The following is a 23,227-nucleotide window of genomic DNA, read 5'->3' as shown; positions in this document are numbered from 1 at the left end:
CTTCTATTTTTTAAGTTTATTAATGAACTGCTTCACTTCTTGGGGCTTATAATAAATCTTGTGGTTGATTTGGGTGTATGCCAGCGTGCCGTTGTCCCGATAAGTTTGTAAAGTTCTCTTGCTGATGTTCAGAATCTGGCACACCTCCTGATTGTCGAGCCATTTTTGCAGGCTCTTATCCTGCACCTCGCACAGGGTTGCGACTCTTTGTGCAAAGGCTTCGAACCTCGCCATCATCGCTTCCCATGTTCGGGCTTCTACATTTACGATTTCCATATCACATATTTTTTGCGGTTAATATTATTTCTGTCTCAAATATTGTGAAAGCCGAGAGCAATAAAGTTTACTTTAAATTGCCGATGCGCATCCAATATTATGTAAATATAGACACAAAAAATCAGCTAAAGAGCAAGTAATCAAGTGGTGGTAGCTTGTGGCTGCGATTGTCTGGGGTTTGAAAGACAAAATCTTGTGCGGTTTTAGCAATTCGCAAAATCCCCCTCAGTTTTTCATTAAAAATTGTCGGAATGATGTAACCTTGTTTACAAGCTTTCAAGTTTGAAAATTACCAAATTCTAAAAATTGGCTTTTAGAAAATAATAGTGAAGATTTTAAACTTTCCAACTCTTCAATTTTTAAATCAATACCGATATAAAAATTTACCTTTTTATAAGTTTCAGTTTTTAAATCAGAACTGAAATCCATACTAAAATCACACCTGAAATCATAGTTCCTTTTACTCCAAAGATGAAAGATAAAGCAGAGCACCGCAAACGAATCGCAGTGTGTTGATATGTAGAATAATAGACTTTTATTTGCATATTGAATCGGCAGTTTTCAAGGTTGAAATAGAATATGAAAACGGCAAAGATTTAGAATAATCAATCAAATAGAAATTCAATTATGAAACCAAAAAAGATTACACGGGAGGAATATGCTAAACGCTTTTGCTCCGAGAAACGAATCCGAGACCGTAAGGTGCTTTATGTAAATGCTGAGACGCACCGAAAAATCAGACACATCGCCCTTCTTTTCCGAGACGACTACGTGACCGTTATGTCGCTTGTTGATGCTATCCTGCTGCACCACATCGAACAGTACAAGGAGTTGATTATAGAACTTTCTCAAAAAGATGAGAAAGAGTTTAAAGAATGGTGGCAATCTGAAGTGCAGCAAGAGGAATACGAAGACGATGCCCCCGATGTGGAAAATGAATCGGAACCCACCAGTAGCTTTTAAGCTTGCTACCGTTTTCAATGTTCCGATTATTCAAGGTGTGGATACCCAAACGGCAGGCAGGCTGCGACCAACGGATATTTCGACAGAAATACCATAACTTATTAGGGTATTTTTTTAACGCTTCGTTGCACTCCACTAAAAATACCCACTGAGCCAAAGGGGCATGCCCCTCTGAACACCCCAGTCGCTGAGGCGACATTAAGAACTTAAAATTTAAAGACAATGGGTTTCGTTGTACTCCACCTCCAAAAAGCACACGGCACAGATTCTGCTACCTCGGCACACATCGAGCGGACAATCGTGCCACCAAATGCCGACCCCGCTCGCCTGCACCTCAATAAAGAGCTTGTTGAAAGACCCGAGGGCATGAACCGCACACAGGCGATCCAGCACCGTTTGGAGACGGCAGGGCTGAAACGCAAAATCGGCAAGAATCAGGTGCGGGCGATACATATCAACCTCTCTGGTAGCCCCGAAGATATGCTGTTTATCCAATCGGAAGGGAGGTTGGAAGAGTGGTGCAAGGATAATATGAAGTGGCTGGGCGACACTTTTGGCAAGGAAAACATCGTCTCGGCAGTGCTCCATTTGGACGAAACTACACCCCATATCCACGCTACACTCGTGCCAATTGTCGTTGGCGAAAGAAGAAAAGCCAGTGCGGAAAAGCAGTTGGGTAAGAAGAAATATCGCACAAAATCAACCGATACCGCCCGCCTATGCGCCGACGACGTGATGACACGTGTCAAGCTCAAAGAGTATCAGGATACTTACGCCCTTGCGATGCAGAAATACGGCTTGCAACGTGGCATTGACGGCTCAGAAGCTCGCCACACTACAACGCAAGAGTATTACCGTGAGCTATTCACACAGAAAGACTCCATTGCTGAAAAAGTGGAGTGCCTGAAGCAAGAACAGGAAGAAGTGCGAGAGAAAACGTGGGATTTGTACGACCGAAAGGACGAAGCACGAGAGAAATTTCTTGCTATGGACAGCTATTTGGAGCACAAAAAAGCGGAGATTCTGGCAGTGGAATCGCAACTTAGAAAGGTGAAAAACGACCTCGACCCTAACGCTGTTCGCACCGATTATGAACTGGCTTGCGAGCTATTTCCGAGTCTGGAAGAGACCATTCGGGTGTCGAAAGAGTGTATTTCAGTCGGGTTTTCTAAAGATCAAACAAGAGAAATGACACAGGGAAAGACTGTCCAATTCATAGGCGAACTCTACTCCGAGGAGCACAAACGAAGTTTTAAAGCAGATGATGTTTCCGCACGTATCGAGTCTGACCCCGAAAGGAAAAACCGCTTTCGCATCACTATCAACGGAATATCGATCGCCGAGTGGTTCAAAAATCTTGCCCAAAAGCTTGAACACTCCGTCAGGAGAATTGTCCCGCTTAAGCAACAACCAATAAAGGGCAGGAAAAGATAGGCAGAGTGATGGCGTAATATCTCGATTGGAAAATATTGTAAATCATCTGATTGTTACGAGATTATTCTACAGGTTTTTATTACTTTTGTTAACAGATCTGTTAAGAGCCAACATATGAGCCTGTTTCAAAACATTATCACGAAAAAACACATTACTTCTCAAGGCGATAAAATCAAAGCTGCATACAAGCTATTTGCTGCCTATTTTGACAATACGGCAATACAAGAAAATATTCTTGAAAGCAATGAAGAGCAGTTTCAAGAGGGATTTTTACTTGAACTATTCGTGAATATTTTGGGTTACACATTAAACCCAGCCCCCAACTATAATCTTATTACTGAGCGAAAAAACGAGAAAGATTTAAAAAAAGCCGATGGAGCAATTATTGTTGGTGGCTATGTAGTTGGGGTTATCGTTTTTACTAAAAGAGAAAACATAAGAACTTGAATTTCCCTCAACGTTCGGATAGCAAAATCGAAATTAATTGTATCTTTGTCAAATTAGTCCAAACGAATAAGACAAGATGAATACTTTTGGTGAATATTTACGAAATAGACGAGAGCAGATCGGACTTCCACTTAGAAAGGTTGCGGCAGAACTTGATATAGATACTTCTATCTTGAGCAAAATTGAGAGAAGTGAAAGAACGGCAACAAAAGAAATGTTGCCGATACTGGCCAGAACTCTGGAAATTCAAGAGAAAGAAATTGAGATTGAATATATCAAAGGCTTCATTTTGTCAGAAATAGGAGATTTGAAATATTTAAAAAACGGTTTGGAAGAAATACTTAACAACAATAAGTAAATTATGAGTGTAGATAAAAAAATAGATCAAACAGATTTGACTTTCTTCACTAATGAGGAGGGGCATAGTTTGTTAAGCAGATTTAAATCGACACTAAAAGATACGCAACTTTTTGATGTGCTGGTTGGCTATTTTAGGGCAAGTGGATTTTATCAATTATATGACGCTTTAGAGCCTGTCGGAAAAATTAGAATTCTAGTTGGATTGAGTATTGACAGAGATTCTTATGATGTGATGCAGTACCATAAACAAAATAGTATAATTGATTTTGAATCTCATCAACGAACGAAAAAAATATATCAGGAAAACCTAAAAGAAGAAATTGAAAATACTGCAGAGAATGATAGTAAGCTTGAAATAGGGATTAGCAAATTTATTGAATTTTTGAAAACCGATTGCGAAGATCCAGAAATGGATAAAGGTTACAACGGTAATGGGAAGAAATTAGAAATACGGGCATATCCTTCCAAAAATATTCATGCCAAAGTTTACATTGGAAAATTTAAACCAGAAGACCGGGATTACGGTTTTGTAATTACAGGTTCCAGTAATTTTTCTGAGTCAGGCTTTGTGGCAAATCGAGAATTTAATGTTGAGTTGCGTGGCAAAAGGGACGTGCTTTTTGCTGAAGACCAATTCAATGCACTTTGGAGAGAATCAGTTGATATTTCAGATGATTTTGTAGATACTATTCAGAATAAAACTTGGTTGAATGACCAGATACTGCCATATGAATTGTATTTAAAACTTATTTATGAGTACTTGGAAGAAGATATCAACTTAGCAAACGAATTTGAGCCTTTCCTTCCAGAAGGCTTTATGAAATTGAAATACCAAAATCAGGCTGCTATTCAAGCTAAGAAAATATTAGAAACATACAACGGCGTTTTCTTGGCTGACGTAGTGGGTTTAGGGAAGACTTTTATCACTGCTTTATTGCTCCAACAACTTCAGGGTCGAACATTAGTGGTTTGCCCGCCTGTACTGAAAGACTACTGGAAAGATTCGCTTTTCGATTTCGGTATCAGAAGTTTTGAGGTTGAATCACTAGGAAAACTGGAACACATCATAAAAAAGGGACTGGAACGCTATGACTATATTGTAGTAGATGAAGCACACAGATTCAGAAATGAAAACACACAGTCTTATGCCGACTTATTGGATATCTGCCGCGGCAAAAAGATAATACTTGTTACAGCCACTCCATTAAACAATACGGTTGACGACATTTTTGCCCAATTAAAATTATTTCAAGCTCCTAAAAATCCTACTATTCCGGGGATTCCAAATTTAGAAAAATATTTTGCAGGCTTTAGAACTAAACTGGCAAAACTAGTAAAGACAGATCCTGAATACAAAAAACTCATCAAAGAGATTTCTGATGATATTCGTAACAGCATTTTACGTTATGTAATGGTTCGACGAACCCGAACAGATGTAATGACCTATTTCAAAAAGGATATTCAGATGCAAGGATTGACTTTTCCTGAAATGGATAACCCTCAGAAAATTGTGTACGAATATAAAGGTGAACTGGAAATTATTTTTAACAAAACAATTAATAAACTTCAGGAATTCACCTATGCCCGATATACTCCCTTGTTGTACTACATTGGCAATAAGGCGTTAAGCGAGTTTGAGAGACAACAGCAACGTAACGTGGGTGGATTTATGAAAGGTATCTTAGTAAAACGCTTAGAGAGTAGTTTTCATGCATTCCGTCAAAGTGTTGATCGGTTCATTACTTCTTATGAAAAATTTATTCAGATGTACCAAGCAGGCACGGTTTATATAAGCAAGAAAGTGGATGTGTACGACTTGATCGAAAGTGACAACGTAGAACGCTTAGAGGCATTTGTAGAGGACGAGCAGGCACACAAATATGACTCTAAAGATTTTAGAAAAGAGTTTATAGACAAACTGGCATTTGATTTAGACATTTTGCATGAAGTAAAGAGCCTGTGGACAAATGTTAATTCCGACCCTAAGTTGGAGCAATTCATTCACGATATTAAAACAATTCCAGCCTTAAAGAAAAATAAGCTAGTCATATTCACTGAGTCAAAAGAAACAGGCGATTATCTGTATGAGGCCCTTCTTAATGAGTTTTCGGAAAAGGTGATGTTTTATTCAAGCACGGGAGGGAGACATACTGACAAAAAATTGCTCTCGAACCATACGGTTTCAAGAGATATTATAACCGCTAACTTCGACCCAAAACACAAAGAAAAGCGAGATGATATAAAAATCCTGATTGCAACGGATGTGTTGGCGGAAGGTGTCAACTTGCACCGCTCCAATGTGCTTATTAATTATGATTTACCGTGGAATCCAACCCGAGTATTGCAACGGGCGGGTCGTGTAAATCGTTTAGGTAGCACTTTCTCAAAGGTACATATTTTCAATTTCTTTCCTACTACTCAATCAGACGAACATCTTGGGCTTGAAGTGAACATCACCAACAAAATCCAAATGTTTCACGATATATTGGGGGAAGATGCCAAATATTTGAGTGATGGTGAGGAATTTGGCAGTCAGGAATTATTCAATACATTGAACAATAAAACCGCTTATACTGGCGAAGAAGGAGAAGGCGATTCTGAATTGAAGTATCTTGAAATGATTCGAAAAATCAGAGATGAGCAACCGGAATTGTTTGAAAAAATCAAAAATCTGCCGAAGAAAGCTCGTTCCGGCTTTCAAAAATCAACCATCGCAAGTGATCAATTGGTGACCTTTTTCCGAATAGGTAAACTTAAAAAATTCTACATCAACGAAAACGGCGAATCCAGAGAGATAACCTTTTTTGATACGGTGAAAGAATTGGAATGTAATCCTGATACCAAGCGAGCCCGAATTCCAAACGAGTATTACCATTTATTGCAAACCAATAAAACCCGTTTTGAACTGGACACTATCGTAGGTGATGAGCCTACTAAAGCAAGCGGAGGTCGCTCCAATGCCAAATACATTGAAACCCGCTTGAAAGACAAATCTTTCAAAAACTTCAAAGGATTTACAGACTTCAATGATGAGTTTTTGTATGGAGTGAAAGATATGCTGACTCAGGGAACGATTGCAAAAAAAACAGCCCAACTGATAAAAAACGAGTTGGAAAAAACTACCGATCCACTTCAAATGCTTCATATTTTGGAAAAGCATATCCGATTTGTAGCAATTGAAGGGGTACAGAATGCAAAGAAGTTTCAAAAACGTGAAGTCATCCTCTCGGGGTATTTAATTAAATAAGTCGTATGGACAAGAAAACAGCACAATTTCTCATAGAAGATACATTCAACAATGCTTTCAACGAGGAGCAGTTTACGGTTTTTGCCAAGAACCTGTTGAATGATCTTGAGCCGAAAAATAATTCTTATACAGGCAACCTGATTTGGGATGATTACAAAGAGCATATCAACGCCTACAAACGTATCGGCAAATATGTTGACCCCGAAGGTGAAGCATTAGATGTACTGATTGTAGAAGTTAAAAGTTTGACCAAGTTGGAACGTGCAAGAACTGCCCTGCGAAATTTTGTAATCAAACACTTAAGCAAGTTTGAAAAGGATTATGCTTTGGTGGCTTTTTACAGCAAAGAGGATGGAGGTGTAGATTGGCGTTTTTCGTTCATTAAACTGGAATACCGATCCGAATTGAATGAAGAAAAAGGTACAGTGAAACTTAAAAAAGAGTTTACCCCGGCCAAACGTTATTCGTTTTTGGTGGGCAAATACGAAAAGGCACATACTGCCAAGAATCAGCTATTGCCACTTTTGCAAAACATTGCCAATAACCCTACCATTGAAGAACTGGAAGCTGCCTTTAGCATTGAAAAAGTTACAGACGAATTCTTCAGCCAATACAAAGATTTGTACATCAAGTTATACGAGCATTTCGAAAACGACAATCATGTAAAATCCGCCATTGAACTTGCCAAGATTGACAATGCCCGCTTTACCAAAAAATTATTGGGACAAATTGTATTCTTATACTTTTTACAGAAAAAAGGCTGGCTGGGTGTAGCTCAAAACGAACGCTGGGGTACTGGCAAGAAACGTTTTGTACAAGAACTTTTCGATCAGGCACAAGTCGAAGGGATGAACTTTTTCAAAGACAAATTACAATACCTGTTTTATGAAGCTCTTGCTAAAGAACGAGATAATGTAAACTCTTATTATAAGCGTTTTGATTGTCGCATTCCTTTCCTAAATGGTGGTTTGTTCGAAGCTGATTATGACTGGCAAAATGCAAATATCACTATTCCTGAGGACATTTTTCGCAATCAAGAGAAAAACAAATCGGGAGATATTGGAACTGGTGTATTGGATGTATTTGATCGCTACAACTTTACCATCAAAGAAGATGAACCACTGGATAAAGAGGTGGCGGTTGACCCTGAAATGTTGGGGAAGGTATTCGAAAATATGCTCGACATTACCGAGCGTAAAAGCAAAGGGGCTTTCTATACCCCAAGAGAAATAGTACATTATATGTGTCAGGAAAGCTTGATTCATTATTTGGACAATGCATTGGGTGAAAGTGTAGAAAAGAAAGATATTGAAACCTTCATTCGTGAAGGCCATTTTGCATTGGAAAATGACGAACGGGTAGCAGCCAAAGGCGAATCCAAAACCTACAAATACCAACTGCCTGAAAGCATACGCCAAAATGCCGACCTGATAGACCAAAAATTGATTGATATTAGAATCTGTGATCCAGCCATTGGCTCGGGGGCGTTTCCTGTGGGATTGTTACACGAGTTAGTGAATGCAATGCTGGTATTGAAACCACACCTGAGCTACGATTACCTTACGAAAAAACTGAAGGACTTTGGTTTTGAGCACAGAGAAAGTGTGAACGACAGCCGATACATATATCGCCTAAAACGCCATATCATTCAGGAAAGTATTTACGGAGTAGATATAGATGCCAGTGCCATAGATATTGCCCGATTGCGTTTATGGCTCTCGCTGGTAGTGGATGAGGACGATCTTGATCCGATAGAAACCCTGCCCAACCTAGATTATAAAATCGTGTGTGGAAATTCATTGATTGGCTTGCCCGATGGAGCCATGAAAGATTTGACTGTAGAGACAGAATTAGAAAAGCTGAAAGAGAAGTTCTACAACATTACGGATGATGCCCAAAAGAAAACCCTGCGGAAACAGATTAACTCTAAAATACGGGAACTCTTAGATTCGGCTGAAGAATTTGCAGGATACAAAATTGACTTTGATTTTAAACTATTTTTCTCGGAAGTATGGCGAGAAAAAGGAGGTTTTGATGTCGTGATAGGGAATCCGCCGTATGTGCAACTTCAAGATAAAGAAAAAATTACATCGGATTTGCTAAAGAAGTATGAATTACAAAATTTTGAAACATTTATTAAATCAGGAGATATCTATAGTTTATTTTATGAAAAAGGGGTGAAGTTAACAAAACAGAATTGGGGTATTCTATCATTTATAACTTCTAATCGATTTTGCTTTACCAATTATGGTGAATCAACTAGAAAATATTTATCAAAGCATAATATAAAATCTATTATTAATCTAAATAAAATTGAAGTATTTAAAGAAGCGAATGTTGGTACAATAATAACAATTGTTGAAAACAGGGCACGTACAGGACAGAAACTGATAGCTGGTGAGTTTAATTCTTATAATAATAATGCTTCATTTTTAGAACAAGTTATTAATCAAACAGCTTTAATTGAAAGGGAGTTTTATAGCTCAGGTCAATGGGGGTTTTATGATGCCGTCATCTTAAATCTTAGAAAGAAAATTATTGATAAAGGAGTCGAATTGTTTAAGGTGAAAGATTTAATTATCAACAGAGGAATCACAACTGGTTTGAACAAAGTTTTTATTATACCAATAGAAAACGCACATAGTCTATTTAAGCAAGATAAAAGCTATGAGATTTTAAAACCTGTATTTAAAGGAGCGGAAATAAAAAGATGGAAATGCAAGGACGCAAAAAATTACATATTCCATACTTATACTGGAATAAACATAACAGAATTTCCAGAAGTGTTTGATTACTTAGAAAAGTATAAAAATGAATTGGAAAATGTCTATGAAGCAAAAAAAGGACAGAAACAATGGTATGAACTCAGAAAATGCAGCTATTACGATTCATTTGAACAGCGAAAAATTATTTGGACGAGACTTTCGAATATAAATTCTTTTGCTATTTCAGAGAATGGAGAATATTCAATAGATTCAACTTCTTTTGCTACAGGTTATAATTTAGAATATTACTGTTCTATTTTGAACTCCAGAATAGTATATTTTTATTTTAAGCTTGGTGGGGTTATTTGGGGGAAAGATGGGATTAAGTGGTTTGGCGATTACTTTGACAGAATCCCTGTATTACTTCCAGATATGAAGACGAAAGATGTTTTTAATGTCAAATACTCCTATTTAAAAGCCTTGGCTGATAAACAAAAATATGAAATTCAATTCAGATTTTTTCAAGAAATAGTAGACGGCATCGTCTTTGAGCTCTATTTTCCCGAAGAAATCAAATCGGCAGGTAAAGAAATCCTAAAGCATGTGGGAGATTTAAAGCCCATAAATGATGAGATGAGCGAAGAAGAAAGGCTTGCTATCATCCAAAGTGAATTTGAACGTTTGTACGACCCAAACCATCCGGTGCGTTTTGCCATTGAAACGCTGGATAGTGTGGAAGAGGTGCGGATTATTAAGGAGGCGTTGAAATAAATATGTGTCTATGAAGATTAAGAAAGTTGAAATAAAAGACTATAAAGCTTTCTACGGAAAGAATGAGTTCAACGTAGATGGTAAAAACCTGTTTATCTACGGGGAAAATGGGAGTGGTAAAAGTTCGTTCTACTATGCTTTAAAGGATTTTTTTCAGTCGTCGACAGAAACGTTGAGCTATGACGAAACTGAAAATATTTTTCTGACTCAAGCTCAAAAAGGAAAAGGATACATAAAAGTAACTTTTAATCCTGACAAGGACGGTACTGCCACAGATAAAGAATATACTGTAAAGAAAACTTCAAAAAATACGTATGCGCCTGGTGACACCAGCATAAGAGATGCCATTAAATTAAAAAGTTTCCTGACATACAAACATTTGTTGGGTATTCATCATATCAAAAAAGACAGCGAAATAGACTTGTTTGATTTGTTGGTGAAAGGGGTACTTAAACATTTTAAGAGTGTAGCCATTACTGGGAGTAGTGAGTTGGGTGAATTATGGGAAAATGCAGAAAAAGCGGTTGCAAAACCCACAGAAGGGCAAGTTTACAACATCACGCAAAAGAAAAGTGATGTAGACAAAGCCATCAATATTTTTGATACTGCATTTAAAAAATTGTTTGAAGAAAACAGCATTGAAAACATTCTAAAATACACTCAGCCTATTCTTGACAAATTTGGTCATAATATAGAGCTCAAATTACAATATACACAGGCAAAGCCCACTTCAGATTACAAAGACATAGAAAGAAACCACGTAAGGGCAAAAATCAAATATCTGGGCAAACAGATTGACAAACCGCATATATTTCTAAACGAAGCCCGATTATCAGCCATTGCCATTTCTATTTATTTGGGAATGGTAAAAAGACACATACAAGGAATTCCGTGTAAAGTGCTTTTTCTTGATGATATTTTTATTGGGTTGGATATTTCCAACCGTTTACCACTTCTGGAAATACTAAAATCGGATTTTGCTAATTATCAAGTATTCATAACTACTTATGACAAGCCTTGGTATGAATTTGTAAGGACAAATTATCTTAAGAACAACAGTAGTTGGAAGTGCTTTGAAATATATGCAGGACGATCCAAGGAAGGGTTTACTATTCCGGTAGTAAAAGAAATCAAAGGTCAAGGCAACAACGACCATTTAGATTACTTCATTCAGATCGCAGAGGGATATCATAATTCGGGAGATAACAAGGCGGCGGGTGTTTATTTGCGTTCAGCATTTGAAGCCATATTGAAACAATTTTGCTTTGGTAAAGTGACTGTGAAATTTGTAATTGACCAAAGTAAGCTACAGGCTAATGACTTTTGGAGTGCAACAAAAAGTCATAACCAGGCAAACCGATTAACTCAGCATACAAAAGACGAAATTGACAATCTATTGCCATTGGTTTTGAATCCGCTAAATCATAATGATACCAATAAAAACGAACATAGCAGTGAGATCGGGCGGACAATTAATATTTTACGGGTATTAAAGAACGAATTAAATGTTTAAACTCCTCACTATATCCTCTCTATAACCAAGTAAAAACGTTGAATAAATACGTAACACTTTTATATTTATGAGCAAGCTGCAAAAATTATACGATATGATTCAGTACTCAAAGGAGTTAAACTTACCTTTGCCTGATGAGTATTTACAACAAGCCAATGAATTAGAAGAAGAGATTATCAAAAAAGAGATTCTCCCAATTTTGAGCGAAAAGATAGAACCGGTAATTGGACAAATTCAGCGAGAATTAGTGTTGGTTGTAGATTATATACCTAATGAACCTCTGAGTGTTCGAATTTCCCGGAAACGTAATTTTACAGCATCGATGGAGACAATTGAAATTGTTCCCGATCCTAAAGTTGAGCATAATGTTGGTAATATTAAGCGAAATTCACCAACTAAAAGTGCTAAAACAAATTTACGTGTAACATTTCAGGATGGTACTTTGATAGAGAATCGCTTTGCAAAAGATACTCTATTGGAGGTAATACAAAAAGTTGGTGTCGAAAGAGTACGTGCTCTCGGTATTGTCCAATGTGGTGTGCCGTTAATATCAAATACCATCGATAATGTATATGGAAATGCTCAAGTAGATATTGCAGATGGATGGTATCTAATAACTCACAGTTCAACGGGGCAAAAACGGCAACAGATTGAAAAAATATCTGAATCTCTTAATTTGGACTTAAAAGTAGATATTCTATAATTTCATCCCAATTGAAAGATAATAATCTATGGCTAAGAATATCAATGGCAAAGCATTCAACGGGGAAACTCAACTGAAACTCGATATTTTCAGAGAGTGGTTCCGTGAGTGGTTCCCTGTGTTTTTGCACAACCGCTACGTTTCACATATTTATATTTATGACTTGTTTGCCGGAAGCGGGACGGATGTTGAGGGTAAATACGGATCCCCTCTAATACTTTTAGAAGAAGCGAGAGGAGAAGATGCAAAACACTGCTCTTTCATGAAGAGTGATAACAAGCAAATAACATTTATCTTCAATGAGAAAGAAAAGACAAAGAAGCAAGAAAAATTCGAGTTGCTTCAATCTAATGTAACCTCTTTTTTCTCTGAATGCAAGGAAGAGAATAGTTGTGAACAAGGACGCATTTATAAGTCTCATTGCACAAATAAAAGCTTTAAGGATGGGTTCTATGATGATAGCACGGATTTTCAAAACATACTAAGCAATAGTAAATTTTCAAAATTCTTATTATTGGATCAATATGGATTCAGCCAAATTGATAATAACGTGTTCAATAAATTGATTAATTCACCTAAAACAGATTTTATATTTTTTGTTGCAACATCATTTATAACTCGTTTCAAAGAACATGATAATACAAAAAAATATATAGATACAAACAAAATTGAATTTGACTCAACGAAACCGCATGAGTGCCACAGAATAATTGCAAATTATTATCAATCATTGATTCCAGCGAATAAAGAATATTACCTGCATCATTTCACTATCGAAAATGGGGCTAATAGATATGGACTTATTTTTGGAACAGCACATACATTGGGGATGGAGAAATTTTTGAAAGTCTGTTGGAAGTATGATAATCTTGCTGGAGAAGCAAATATGAATATTGATGGGAACCATAAACCAGGAGAGTTGTTTTATGTAGCAGGTAATAGTAATAAAAAAGATGCTGTAAAAGAGGAAATAAAGAAAATGGTACTATCTGGTCTTATCATTGACAATATCACTGGTTTTAAATATGCTTTAAAACAAAAATGTATGCCAAATGTGTTGAGTGATGTGATAAAAGAACTGGAGTCAAAAAATAAGGTTAGGCGCATTGGCGCAAAAAGCTATACTTCAACTGATATTCACAAAATAAAAGTTGGCAGCAAAGATTATTACAAAATAGAATTGTTGTAAGAATATGAAAACAACTAAGATAGAATGGACAGATAAGACGTGGAATCCGATTACTGGTTGCACCAAAATATCGGCCGGATGCGCGAATTGTTATGCAGAAGTAATGTTCAAGCGACTGCAAGCCATGAAGCAAGATAAATACAAAAATGGCTTTACATTGACAATGCACAATGATGTTCTTGATGAGCCTATAAAATGGAAGAAGCCTCATACCATTTTTGTTTGCTCAATGAGTGATCTTTTCCATGAAAACGTACCATTTGTTTTTATTGACAAAGTAATGGAAACTATTAAATCTACACCTCAGCATAATTATCAGATTCTCACTAAACGGGCAAGCCGAATGGCAGAGTATTTTTCTGATAAAAGCATTCCTGAAAACGCTTGGTTAGGAGTTACTGTTGATATTGCTAGCTCGAAGAGTAGGATTGATTTTCTACGTAATCTTAATGCTCCAATAAAATTTCTTTCATGCGAACCTCTTTTGGAGGATTTAGGTGATATGAATTTAGATGGAATAGATTGGGTTATAGTAGGCGGTGAAAGTGGTGTAAGAGCTCGCCCGATGAAGGAAGAGTGGGTGACTAATATCAAAGTGCAATCAGAAAAGCAAGGTTCTGCATTTTTCTTCAAACAATGGGGGACTTGGGGTAGCGATGGAATTAAACGAAACAAAAAGGCTAACGGCAAACTTATAAATGGCAAAGTGTATCAAGCAATGCCAACACTATAATTGATGAAAGTAATATTATGACCATCAAAGAACTAATAAAACAACCCGAAGGGCGGAGGCTGGAGTTTAAGAGCGAGTTGCCCGAGAATGCGGACTTGGCGAAGACCATTGTGGCTTTTGCCAATGATGCTGGTGGTGAACTATATATCGGGGTCAAGAATAATCCTCGGGAGGTTGTCGGAGTTCCCGAAGATGAACTTATGGCGATTGAGGAGAAGGTTAGCAACATTATCTATGACCGTTGCTATCCTGCTATTTTGCCCGAAATTTCGTTTCTCACCGATGAAGACAAGCATCTGATTAAAGTGTTGGTATATCGGGGCAGTACACCGCCTTATTATCTGAAAGATAAGGGTAAGCTACAAGGCTCGTATATTCGAGTTGGCTCTACCAACAGGCAGGCAGATGAATCGATTATTGCTGAGTTGGAACGGAGGAAGCGTAATATTTCGTTTGACAGCGAGATTGCTATGGAAAAACCTGCTGGACATCTAAACATACAAAGTTTCAAAGATATCTTCAAAGAGAAAACGGGTGAACCTCTCACGCCGCAGGTAATAAAGAAATTGGAGCTAACTAAAGAGATTCAGGGCGAGGAGTATCCTGCCAATGCGCTTGTTCTTTTCTCGGATGATGATTTGCGTAACTCCTTGTTTCACTATGCAAAAGTGGAGTGTGCACGCTTCAAAGGAACTGGTTCGGAGGAGTTTATCGACCAAAAAAGCATTACGACAAACATAGCAACTCAAGCCGAAGAAGCATACAATTTCGTGCTTCGCCATATCAACAAAGGGGCAACTGTTGAGGGCGTATATACCGTTTCACATTGGGAATATCCGATTAATGCCGTCCGTGAAGCTATTCGGAATGCGATTGTGCATCGTGATTATTCACTCACAGGAAAGGACGTTAAAGTTGCGGTTTATGATGATATGATTGAGATCACGAGCCCTGGACTTCTTCCTCCGTCAATCGACTATTCGGCAATGGAGAGTCGCCAGAGCGATGCTCGAAACAAAGTTATTGCACCTATCTTCAAACGGTTAGGTATCATTGACCAGTGGGGTAATGGCTTGAAGTTGATATTCGATGAGTTGAAAGATTACCCGCAAATCGGGTTTCAATGGAAAGAGGTTGGCTTATCGTTTCAGGTTCAGTTTGTAAAGCTTGACTATGTGGCGAAGCAAGAGCTTGGGGCAGAGTTAGGGCAAGAGTTAGGGCAAGAGTTAGGGCAAGAGTCCAAAGAGAAGACGATGTATAGTTTTATTCTTGAAAAATTGTCAGATGAACCAATGTCAAGACAAGAATTAATGACAGCCTTCAACCTCAAAAAAGTATCGGGATACCTGAATAGAACTCTTACAAAGCTACTCTCACAAGAATTGATTGGGCACACAATCCCCGGCACCCCCAACCACCCTGCACAGAAATTCAAACTTACTGAGCGAGGCAAAAGGTTCTTGGAATTATTGGCTAATGCCAAATAAATTTATTTTCATACTTTGAAATAAAAAAATTACTACCTTTACACAGTAATCGAACCAACAAAGTAGAGTCCCGCAGAGCAGTGCAAAGTGGGCGATTGAAATGGGTGGGACTTTTACGCAAACGAGCATATAAAATCTTGATATATTGCGTGTTGCCTGAGTCTGTCGATTCCTGGTGGTACCACGAATAAAAGAAGATAATTAAGCAGTTATAGAAATATAGCTGCTTTTTTTATGTTTATAATTATAGTGATTTAGCTTATAATTAACGGCAAAGTTAAACCAAGAGTTAAACCAGAAATGCAATGAATGCAACAGTTAATATCTTGTGTTACAGGTCTAAGAAATTATCGAACGGAGAAAATCCATTAATGATTCGCATTTGTAAAGATGGAAAGAAGAAATATCAGAGTCTAGGTGTGTCTGTTAAACCAGAGTATTGGGATTTCGATAAAAATCAACCTAAACGGAATTGTCCAAATAGAGATGCTATTATACAAATTATCAGTCATAAATATAACGAATTTACCAATCAAATATTTGAGTTTAAGACATCCAATAAAGACTATACTACTAGTGTATTAGTTGAAAGAGTAAATAAACCGATCAAAGCAAAAACAGTAAAAGAAGTATTTGAAGAACAGATACAGCGTCTATTTGACGAAAAAAGGAGAGGTTATGCCTTATCTCACAAACAATTTTTAAATTCACTGATAGCTTTTAATAAGCATCTTGATAACTATTTTTCTGATATTGACATTACTTGGCTAAGGAAATATGAAACTTGGTTAAGAGGTAATAATATATCTACTAATACGATTGGAGTCCGTTTTAGAACATTGAGAGCCGTTTTTAATGTGGCTATTAAGGAGAAAATTGTTAAAGCAGAATATTACCCATTTGAGAATTACAATGTTTCTAAATTAAGACAAGAAACGGTTAAACGCTCAATTTCTAAAGATGATATTCTTTCCGTTATTAGCTATCCTTATAATGAAGAAAATATCTATGAGAAATTGTCTATCAACTTATTTACATTTTCCTATTTAATGGCAGGAATAAACTTTGTAGATATAGCTTATTTGACTTGTGTTAATATAATTGAAAACTGCTTGGTTTACTTTCGTAAAAAGACCAATAAATTAATTAAAACACCATTGCAAACTAAAGCAATGGCAATTATTTCTAAATACCATAGTAATGAGAATCCTTATCTATTAGCAATACTTTCTGCCATCTGCCTAACCTTGTCTATATCTTCAAATTGGGTGCCATAACGTTCGTTGAAAGAATGAAGGATATTTGATAGCTTATCTATTTCAGGAGTATTGATACCCCCTCGCATATCTGTTGGGATTGGTTTCAAATCATCACCCTGATTTAGAGCAATATTCACGGTAGCTTCCAATTGTAAACGATAACTATCCATGTCTATATTATTCAATATCCCTTGTGTTAAATTAGGAGAATCATTTCCTCCAAGTTTGTTTTGAAGGTGAGATAGGAAGATATACAATCGTTCAAGATAGGGATTTTCGAATGGAACTATCTGCGACAAGAAAATGTAGAGTCGTACATAAGTTTTTACTTTTGCTCTAAAATCAGCTTGTTGATCTTCCGATAAATCATTCCTAAAAATACTGCTGGTTTCATCCAATATAGTATGCAGTTGATCTATTTTGACACCAGCCAATATTTTATCTGAAAACTCTTCAACTTGTTCTTTGCTATACACTTGAAAATTATCCAATGCATCTTGCAAGTCAAACAATTTATTCGGGTCTGTAGCTTCACCTAATATAGTCGCCTCAAAATAAGGTTCGAATGCTTTTTCTATTTCTTCGGCACTATTAGCAAAGTCCAATACAAAAGTGTCTTTCTTTAGTGGATGACTACGGTTTAGACGTGATAGTGTTTGCACCGCACTTACTCCTCCTAATTTTTTGTCAACATACATAGTATGTAGTAACGGTTGATCAGATCTTGTTTGAAACTTATTAGCTACAATCAGAAATCGGTATTCGTTTCTTTCAAACTCTTTTGGAATATTCGCACTGGCAAATCCATTCAATTGAGATTCGGTTTGCCCTTCAATCTCACCCGAAAATGCAACAATAGCTTTATATGGACTGTTTGTATTACGCAGATACTCGTCAAAGGCTTTTTTGTATTTTACAGCATTTGCTCGCGAACTGGTTACCAACATCGCTTTTGCCAAACCTCCCATGCGTCGTTTTTTTATCACTTCGTCCATGAAATGCTCTATCATCAAGATACTTTTCTTTTTGATAGCATGTTCATGGCTTTCTACATAAGCATGCAGCTTCTTTTGAGCTTTCTTCTTATCATATTCGGGATCATCCTCTATTTTCTTTAATAGTGAATAGTAAGTCTGATAAGTAGTATAATTCTGTAACACATCTTTGATAAAACCCTCTTCTATAGCTTGTTTCATTGAATAGAGATGAAATGCTCGAAATTTAGTTTTGCCATCTTCATCAAATGGAATCCCAAATAGTTCTAGGGTTTTGTTTTTGGGCGTAGCTGTGAAAGCAAAATAACTTGCATTGGGTAATAATTTGCGCGAAGCTATCAGGTGTGTTAATAAATCCTCCCCTGTGACGGTGTCGTGATTTTCATCTTCAAAATCATCTTCATCCACCATAGTTAGCCCCGATATTGTTTTGTTGAGGTCACAAGCCATTTGTCCGCTTAGGCTGCTATGTGCTTCGTCAATAATAATAGCAAATTTGTTGCTTGGCAATTCGCCCATCTGATCGGCAATAACAGAAATTTTTTGTATGGTAGATACAATTATCTTTTTGCCCGCTTCGAGCGATTCTTTCAACTGTGCACTACCTACTGTTATTGGTTGCACCACTCCGCTTACTTGTTGAAACTGTTTGATATTTGCTCGTATTTGTGCATCTAAAACACGGCGGTCTGTAATAACAATGACTGTATCGAATATATTTTCTTTGCCCTGTGTATCATGCAAACCTACCAACTGATGGGCAAGCCATGCGATAGAGTTGGACTTACCCGAACCTGCCGAGTGTTGTATCAGATACTTTTGCCCTGTACCTTTTGCCTTGGCATCTGCAAGCAAGTTGGTTACTGCTGTGAGCTGGTGATAGCGCGGAAAAATGAGCTGTTTCTCTTTCTTTGTGCGAAAAACACCTTTATCATCTAAGTATTCCTTCTCTTCTTCAATCAGCTGGCAATAGTTCTGGATGATGTTGGTTAAACGATCTTTGGTCAATATTTCTTTCCATAAATACGATGTTTTGATACCATCGCAAAGCGGATTACCCGTTCCATTATTGTCGCCTTTGTTGAATGGCAGAAAGAACGATTTGTCGCCCCGCAAGTGTGTACACATCAACACCTCTTCCGTATCTACTGCAAAATTTACAATCAACCGTCCGAGTCTGAATAATTCTTCGTTGGGATCTCGATCCTCTTTATACTGTTTGATAGCATGAGCCACTGTTTGCTTGGTCAGTTCATTTTTCAGCTCAAACGAAGCTACGGGAATGCCGTTGATGAAAACCACCATGTCGAGTGATTTCTTATTCTTCGGAGAGAAAAACACCTGAGGCATTACCGAAAAACGGTTTTCGCTATACAATTGATTCGCCATCGGGTTAAAGTCCGACACAGGTTTGTCGTAGAAAAGCATGAGTTTAGTATTGGTAAACCCATCTACAATACCTTTGCGTAATACTTCTATTACACCTTTCTGTTGTATCTGATCGTTAAGCCGTTTTACTATCTTTTGCTCATAAAGATCTTTATGGTAGGTTTTCAGTTTGTCCACAGCGTCGGGCTGTGTAGTTTCGAGAAACTGAAACAACATCTCTTTGTCCAAGCAAGCTACATTATCATATTGAGTGTTTTGCCTCAACAAATATCCGTTCTCTTCTACGAGATATTCTGCTATGTGGGCTTCAAAGCCTTTTTCGGTAGTATCGGTACTCATAATTGTTCACTTAAATATTTGTTAAACAACTGAATCATTCTATCCTGATGTTCTTTACAATTTTGCCAATTCCAATGTTCATATTTGAAAATTAAGTCAGACTTAAGAGAGTCTAGTCTCTTCTTTTCTGAAAATGTTGTTTTCTTTTCTGAAAATGTTTTGTTTGAATATTCAGAATTTAGACCAACAGATAGTAAAACTAAATTTCCATAGCTATCCAAACGTTCCTTTTTTATATCGCCGTTTATCCCTTCATCATCACACCATAGCTTATTTGTGTCATATTCTTTAGGCGTTTGTGGGGATATGTGTTCTACCGAATTTTTTTTCGTCATTCGATAATTATCCCATTCCTTAAATTCATCATTCTTTTCATTTTGGAAGTCATTTCTATAAAACCAAAGAATAAATTCAAGTTTATAAAACCAATAACTCCAAAATCTAGTACCCTTTGGTTGAGATAATATTGATGTTCCCGATTCAAAAGGTAATTGTTTGTTGATACTCAAATACCAACTTCTGAGGCTCAAAGAGGCATCATTGGCTCCACTAAACATCTGGTTGTCTAATTGCCTTAAAAACAGGTACAATTCATTCGTGTCATTACAGACTAACATTTTTTTTAGGAATGGAGTGAGCCAATATAGGGTTACGATTTGCTGAGAATGGTAGAGCATGCTTTGTAATAAAGCAAAACCACAATTGCTTTCAGGCAATCTGCGTTGTAAGATTTTCTTATTTAAATAAAGCTTCTTTATAAGATGGTGCTCTTCATTATTTCCCACATCTACCCATTTGACAACAAATTTATCAAATTTAACTCTCAGTTTCCATAATAATTCAATAAAAGACTTTGCACTATCTTTTTTGTAGTCAGTATCAAAAAAGTGCTTTTTAAAAATTTCCAATAGCTTCTTTTCATTAACCTCTGGTACGTTTTCTTCATTGATATTGAGATCGGATAGATAAACTCTCAAAGTGTGAATAAGGAACATGGGAAAGCTGATAATACTTCTTACCTTTCCTGAGTCATACTCATATTCATCCTTTGCAGGTTTATTGTCATCACACACGCCTTCATTGAGAATTTTCAGAAGGGATATTTCTTTTCTTCTTATTGTGTTACTTATTTTGTCGAGAATATTATCAGGCAAGTTTACTTCTCTATCTATATCAGAATCTGTATCAGACAGCATTAATAGGTTCCATGTAAGACCTGTTAGTTCCTTTATATTCTTTTCTATATAGCTGTCCATATTGGAGCAAGCTTCCCAAAGAATTCCATATTTATATCTTTCCTCATCAGTTAATAATTCCAGAAACCGTGCTTTTAATATTTCATGGTGTTGTAATTGCATGCCTCTATTGTTCAACACCTCGAACAATCTATTCTCGTCAATACCAAAGGGCATTCTTGTGTGAATAAATTTAACCTTATTGTAAACAAAGTCTCTAAAAGATTGTATATTGCCATCCTTTCCTTCAAAAAAATGTTTTATAGTTCGCTGTGCCTGATCTATTTTACTTAACTCTGCTTTTTCTTCTTTTGTCAAGCTTGAATACTTTTCAGGGTCAGTAAAGTAAGAATTTGCGAAATCTCTTATTGCAAATAATAAGCGAGGAACCTTTTCGTTATTGTCGCCCTGGATATGAGTAAACTGCAACAATTCACCTTTCAGTTCGTTACAAATTAGCCACAAAGTAGTGAAGCGTTGTTGTCCATCAATCAAATCAAACAGATGAGAGTCTGATGGAGTTGTCATAACTCCTCCGATATAGTAATATGCCTGTTTTTCTATACAAGCTCGTTCAATATCTTCTAATAGCATTTGCACTTGATCATCACCCCATACATATAATCTTTGATATAAAGGTATCCGATATTTATATCCTTTATCAACTATTTCAGACAAAGTTATTATTGATGAATCAACATTAAGATTGGAGCTACTTTTTATCATTTAAGAACTGTTTTCTATTTTTTAGAGAATTGGGCAATCTGAAATAATCAACAATTGATTTTTTATATCGACCGCGAACATTGGCATTTATTTCAATAGTATCATTTTTGTAGATATTTTCATCCGTGTTGGCTACGATAAAATCAAAAACTTCTTGTGGAACAAAAGAATATGCTATGATATCAAGCAAATTCTGTTGTTTGTCCCGTAATATTTTCACACTGGTTCGAGCTACGATGCTAGATTGTGTAATCCTATATGAACCAATCATATAGTCAAGGTAATTTGCAAAATCGAATAATCTGTTTACACCGAATTTATCGAAATAAAACATACAACACAATTTGAACAATTCAACCAAATAGATGGATAACCCATTGTTCAAATAAATCTTTCTGTAAAAATCCTTGAAATTCGCAAAATCTGTATCTGTATTCTGATCATCAAAAAGATAATTGTACATTTCAGAGTACTTATCTGTGTACAAAAAAAAGCCTATCCCTTTTTCCAATGGTTGTCTCATGGCAAAGGGTAGATCAATAGAGTTGGAGTGTAAAGAGATGTCTTGTGTGTTTAATTTTATCCCTTTCGTTACGCTATAACTCATAGATTGAGCTAAACAATTATTCCGTGTAGGAAATAAAGAAATCGAGTTCTCCTTATTTGAAGTAATTGTTTTTGTCTGAAACTCCTCTAATATATTTTTTTGGTTTGCATATTCTACGTCTTTCCCCTTCCAACAACGTGATCTGTAAAGTATATTTTCATACAGACCTTTCAAGAATTGTTCCTTGTTGCTCGAGTCCCATTTTTTAGCAAGAACACGCTGTTTATCCATATCGTTTTTCAACTCACGCAAATGATATGATTTTAGATAATCTACTGAACTCAATTTTACACCACGATTGTTTTGGGTCTCAAAAAATGAAAATGCGTCATCCTGATTATAAGTAATAATGAGAGAAAATAGAAGCTTTTCACGTATCTTATCCCAAGCCAGTTTGAATGTCTCAAATTCACCTTTGATATAATCTTTAATTTTGATAATATGATTTTGGGAAATGCTATTATTGAATACCAGTTTAAGATTTATCTCATTTTTGTGAAGAACGCTTGAATTACTATTTATCAAATAGTCTATTATCAGTAAAGTTGTAAGACGTTGCTGCCCGTCAATTATTTCATATTGGGTATTACCATTAGTATCTTTTTTATTGTAAAAAAGAATACCTCCCATGTAATAAAAGGGAATGTCTGTTTCTTTTAGGTATTGCTGCCAGTCGTTTACTAATGTACTAACTTTACTTTCGTCCCAAACAAAAGGGCGTTGATAGTCTGGTATCGAAATTGAGTATTGTTGGTCAAATGAAAAGATATCCGACCAATTACATACTCCAGCTTCAATATTGCTTTCTTGCATAGGAGCTAATAGAGACAATAGTGGCAAATCAATCAT

The 23,227-nt window shown here is 36.5% G+C and carries 16 protein-coding genes; 12 read left to right on the top strand and 4 right to left on the bottom strand.

Translation table 11 applies throughout. The features are described 5' to 3' along the window. Positions 1-3 precede the first annotated feature (3 nt). Positions 4-276: a helix-turn-helix domain-containing protein gene (locus G7Y57_RS05150; protein ID WP_165021125.1), complete on the bottom strand. Its 273-nt coding sequence runs from the start codon at positions 274-276 to the stop codon at positions 4-6. A 627-nt stretch (positions 277-903) separates the two neighbouring features. Here G7Y57_RS05150 and G7Y57_RS05145 point away from each other — a divergent pair. The 12 genes from G7Y57_RS05145 (at position 904) to G7Y57_RS05090 (ending at position 17,105) form a co-directional block, all read left to right on the top strand. Beyond that, entirely contained in the window at positions 904-1,239 is a 336-nt protein-coding gene (locus G7Y57_RS05145) for a DUF3408 domain-containing protein (protein WP_165021124.1), read from the top strand. Between the two features lie 222 nt (positions 1,240-1,461). Next, the gene (gene mobV, locus G7Y57_RS05140; protein WP_165021123.1) at positions 1,462-2,673 is read left to right on the top strand and encodes a MobV family relaxase; all 1,212 of its coding nucleotides are present in this window, start codon (positions 1,462-1,464) and stop codon (positions 2,671-2,673) included. Positions 2,674-2,787: 114 nt separating this feature from the next. Further along, positions 2,788-3,120, top strand: coding sequence for a hypothetical protein (locus G7Y57_RS05135; protein ID WP_165021122.1), 333 nt, complete (start codon positions 2,788-2,790; stop codon positions 3,118-3,120). A gap of 76 nt (positions 3,121-3,196) precedes the next feature. Next, entirely contained in the window at positions 3,197-3,478 is a 282-nt protein-coding gene (locus G7Y57_RS05130) for a helix-turn-helix domain-containing protein (RefSeq protein WP_165021121.1), read from the top strand. Between the two features lie 3 nt (positions 3,479-3,481). Further along, complete coding sequence (locus G7Y57_RS05125) at positions 3,482-6,727, top strand: helicase-related protein (protein ID WP_165021120.1); 3,246 nt, start codon at positions 3,482-3,484, stop codon at positions 6,725-6,727. Positions 6,728-6,732: 5 nt separating this feature from the next. Then, complete coding sequence (locus tag G7Y57_RS05120; RefSeq protein ID WP_165021119.1) at positions 6,733-10,203, top strand: Eco57I restriction-modification methylase domain-containing protein; 3,471 nt, start codon at positions 6,733-6,735, stop codon at positions 10,201-10,203. 10 nt (positions 10,204-10,213) lie between these two features. Beyond that, positions 10,214-11,716, top strand: coding sequence for an AAA family ATPase (locus G7Y57_RS05115; RefSeq protein WP_165021118.1), 1,503 nt, complete (start codon positions 10,214-10,216; stop codon positions 11,714-11,716). 67 nt (positions 11,717-11,783) lie between these two features. After that, on the top strand, positions 11,784-12,419 hold the full coding sequence (locus G7Y57_RS05110) for a hypothetical protein (protein ID WP_165021117.1): 636 nt from the start codon (positions 11,784-11,786) through the stop codon (positions 12,417-12,419). Between the two features lie 28 nt (positions 12,420-12,447). After that, positions 12,448-13,608 carry a three-Cys-motif partner protein TcmP gene (tcmP, locus tag G7Y57_RS05105; RefSeq protein ID WP_165021116.1) on the top strand — a complete coding sequence of 387 codons (1,161 nt, stop codon included), beginning with the start codon at positions 12,448-12,450 and terminating at the stop codon, positions 13,606-13,608. Between the two features lie 4 nt (positions 13,609-13,612). Beyond that, entirely contained in the window at positions 13,613-14,341 is a 729-nt protein-coding gene (locus G7Y57_RS05100) for a phage Gp37/Gp68 family protein (RefSeq protein ID WP_165021115.1), read from the top strand. Positions 14,342-14,358: 17 nt separating this feature from the next. Next, positions 14,359-15,828 carry an RNA-binding domain-containing protein gene (locus G7Y57_RS05095; RefSeq protein WP_165021114.1) on the top strand — a complete coding sequence of 490 codons (1,470 nt, stop codon included), beginning with the start codon at positions 14,359-14,361 and terminating at the stop codon, positions 15,826-15,828. Between the two features lie 305 nt (positions 15,829-16,133). Further along, a complete protein-coding gene (locus G7Y57_RS05090) occupies positions 16,134-17,105 on the top strand; it encodes a site-specific integrase (RefSeq protein WP_165021113.1) in 972 nt (323 codons plus the stop codon). On the opposite strand, the gene G7Y57_RS05085 is transcribed toward G7Y57_RS05090, so the two are convergent. From G7Y57_RS05085 to G7Y57_RS05075, 3 genes are read right to left on the bottom strand one after another with little or no spacing between them, the layout of a single operon-like run. Next, complete coding sequence (locus G7Y57_RS05085) at positions 17,039-19,810, bottom strand: type I restriction endonuclease subunit R (RefSeq protein WP_165021112.1); 2,772 nt, start codon at positions 19,808-19,810, stop codon at positions 17,039-17,041. The genes G7Y57_RS05090 and G7Y57_RS05085 overlap by 67 nt on opposite strands. Next, positions 19,807-21,771: a DUF262 domain-containing protein gene (locus G7Y57_RS05080; RefSeq protein WP_165021111.1), complete on the bottom strand. Its 1,965-nt coding sequence runs from the start codon at positions 21,769-21,771 to the stop codon at positions 19,807-19,809. The genes G7Y57_RS05085 and G7Y57_RS05080 overlap by 4 nt, the downstream gene beginning before the upstream one ends. Then, positions 21,758-23,227, bottom strand: coding sequence for a DUF262 domain-containing protein (locus G7Y57_RS05075; RefSeq protein WP_165021110.1), 1,470 nt, complete (start codon positions 23,225-23,227; stop codon positions 21,758-21,760). The genes G7Y57_RS05080 and G7Y57_RS05075 overlap by 14 nt, the downstream gene beginning before the upstream one ends.

Origin of the sequence: Dysgonomonas sp. ZJ279, from assembly GCF_011039205.1 — a bacterium.
Taxonomy (GTDB): domain Bacteria; phylum Bacteroidota; class Bacteroidia; order Bacteroidales; family Dysgonomonadaceae; genus Dysgonomonas.
Note: the sequence above shows the minus strand (reverse complement) of the source record. Positions and strands in the feature narration are given on the sequence as shown.

Coding starts and splice junctions, on each gene's coding strand:
- G7Y57_RS05135 (WP_165021122.1), top strand. CDS start 2,788: ATGAGCCTGTTTCAAAACATTATCACGAAAAAACACATTACTTCTCAA.
- G7Y57_RS05110 (WP_165021117.1), top strand. CDS start 11,784: ATGAGCAAGCTGCAAAAATTATACGATATGATTCAGTACTCAAAGGAG.
- G7Y57_RS05095 (WP_165021114.1), top strand. CDS start 14,359: ATGACCATCAAAGAACTAATAAAACAACCCGAAGGGCGGAGGCTGGAG.
- G7Y57_RS05130 (WP_165021121.1), top strand. CDS start 3,197: ATGAATACTTTTGGTGAATATTTACGAAATAGACGAGAGCAGATCGGA.
- G7Y57_RS05085 (WP_165021112.1), bottom strand. CDS start 19,810: ATGAGTACCGATACTACCGAAAAAGGCTTTGAAGCCCACATAGCAGAA.
- G7Y57_RS05100 (WP_165021115.1), top strand. CDS start 13,613: ATGAAAACAACTAAGATAGAATGGACAGATAAGACGTGGAATCCGATT.
- G7Y57_RS05145 (WP_165021124.1), top strand. CDS start 904: ATGAAACCAAAAAAGATTACACGGGAGGAATATGCTAAACGCTTTTGC.
- G7Y57_RS05125 (WP_165021120.1), top strand. CDS start 3,482: ATGAGTGTAGATAAAAAAATAGATCAAACAGATTTGACTTTCTTCACT.
- mobV (WP_165021123.1), top strand. CDS start 1,462: ATGGGTTTCGTTGTACTCCACCTCCAAAAAGCACACGGCACAGATTCT.
- G7Y57_RS05075 (WP_165021110.1), bottom strand. CDS start 23,227: ATGATTGATTTGCCACTATTGTCTCTATTAGCTCCTATGCAAGAAAGC.
- G7Y57_RS05120 (WP_165021119.1), top strand. CDS start 6,733: ATGGACAAGAAAACAGCACAATTTCTCATAGAAGATACATTCAACAAT.
- G7Y57_RS05115 (WP_165021118.1), top strand. CDS start 10,214: ATGAAGATTAAGAAAGTTGAAATAAAAGACTATAAAGCTTTCTACGGA.
- G7Y57_RS05090 (WP_165021113.1), top strand. CDS start 16,134: ATGAATGCAACAGTTAATATCTTGTGTTACAGGTCTAAGAAATTATCG.
- G7Y57_RS05150 (WP_165021125.1), bottom strand. CDS start 276: ATGGAAATCGTAAATGTAGAAGCCCGAACATGGGAAGCGATGATGGCG.
- G7Y57_RS05080 (WP_165021111.1), bottom strand. CDS start 21,771: ATGATAAAAAGTAGCTCCAATCTTAATGTTGATTCATCAATAATAACT.
- tcmP (WP_165021116.1), top strand. CDS start 12,448: ATGGCTAAGAATATCAATGGCAAAGCATTCAACGGGGAAACTCAACTG.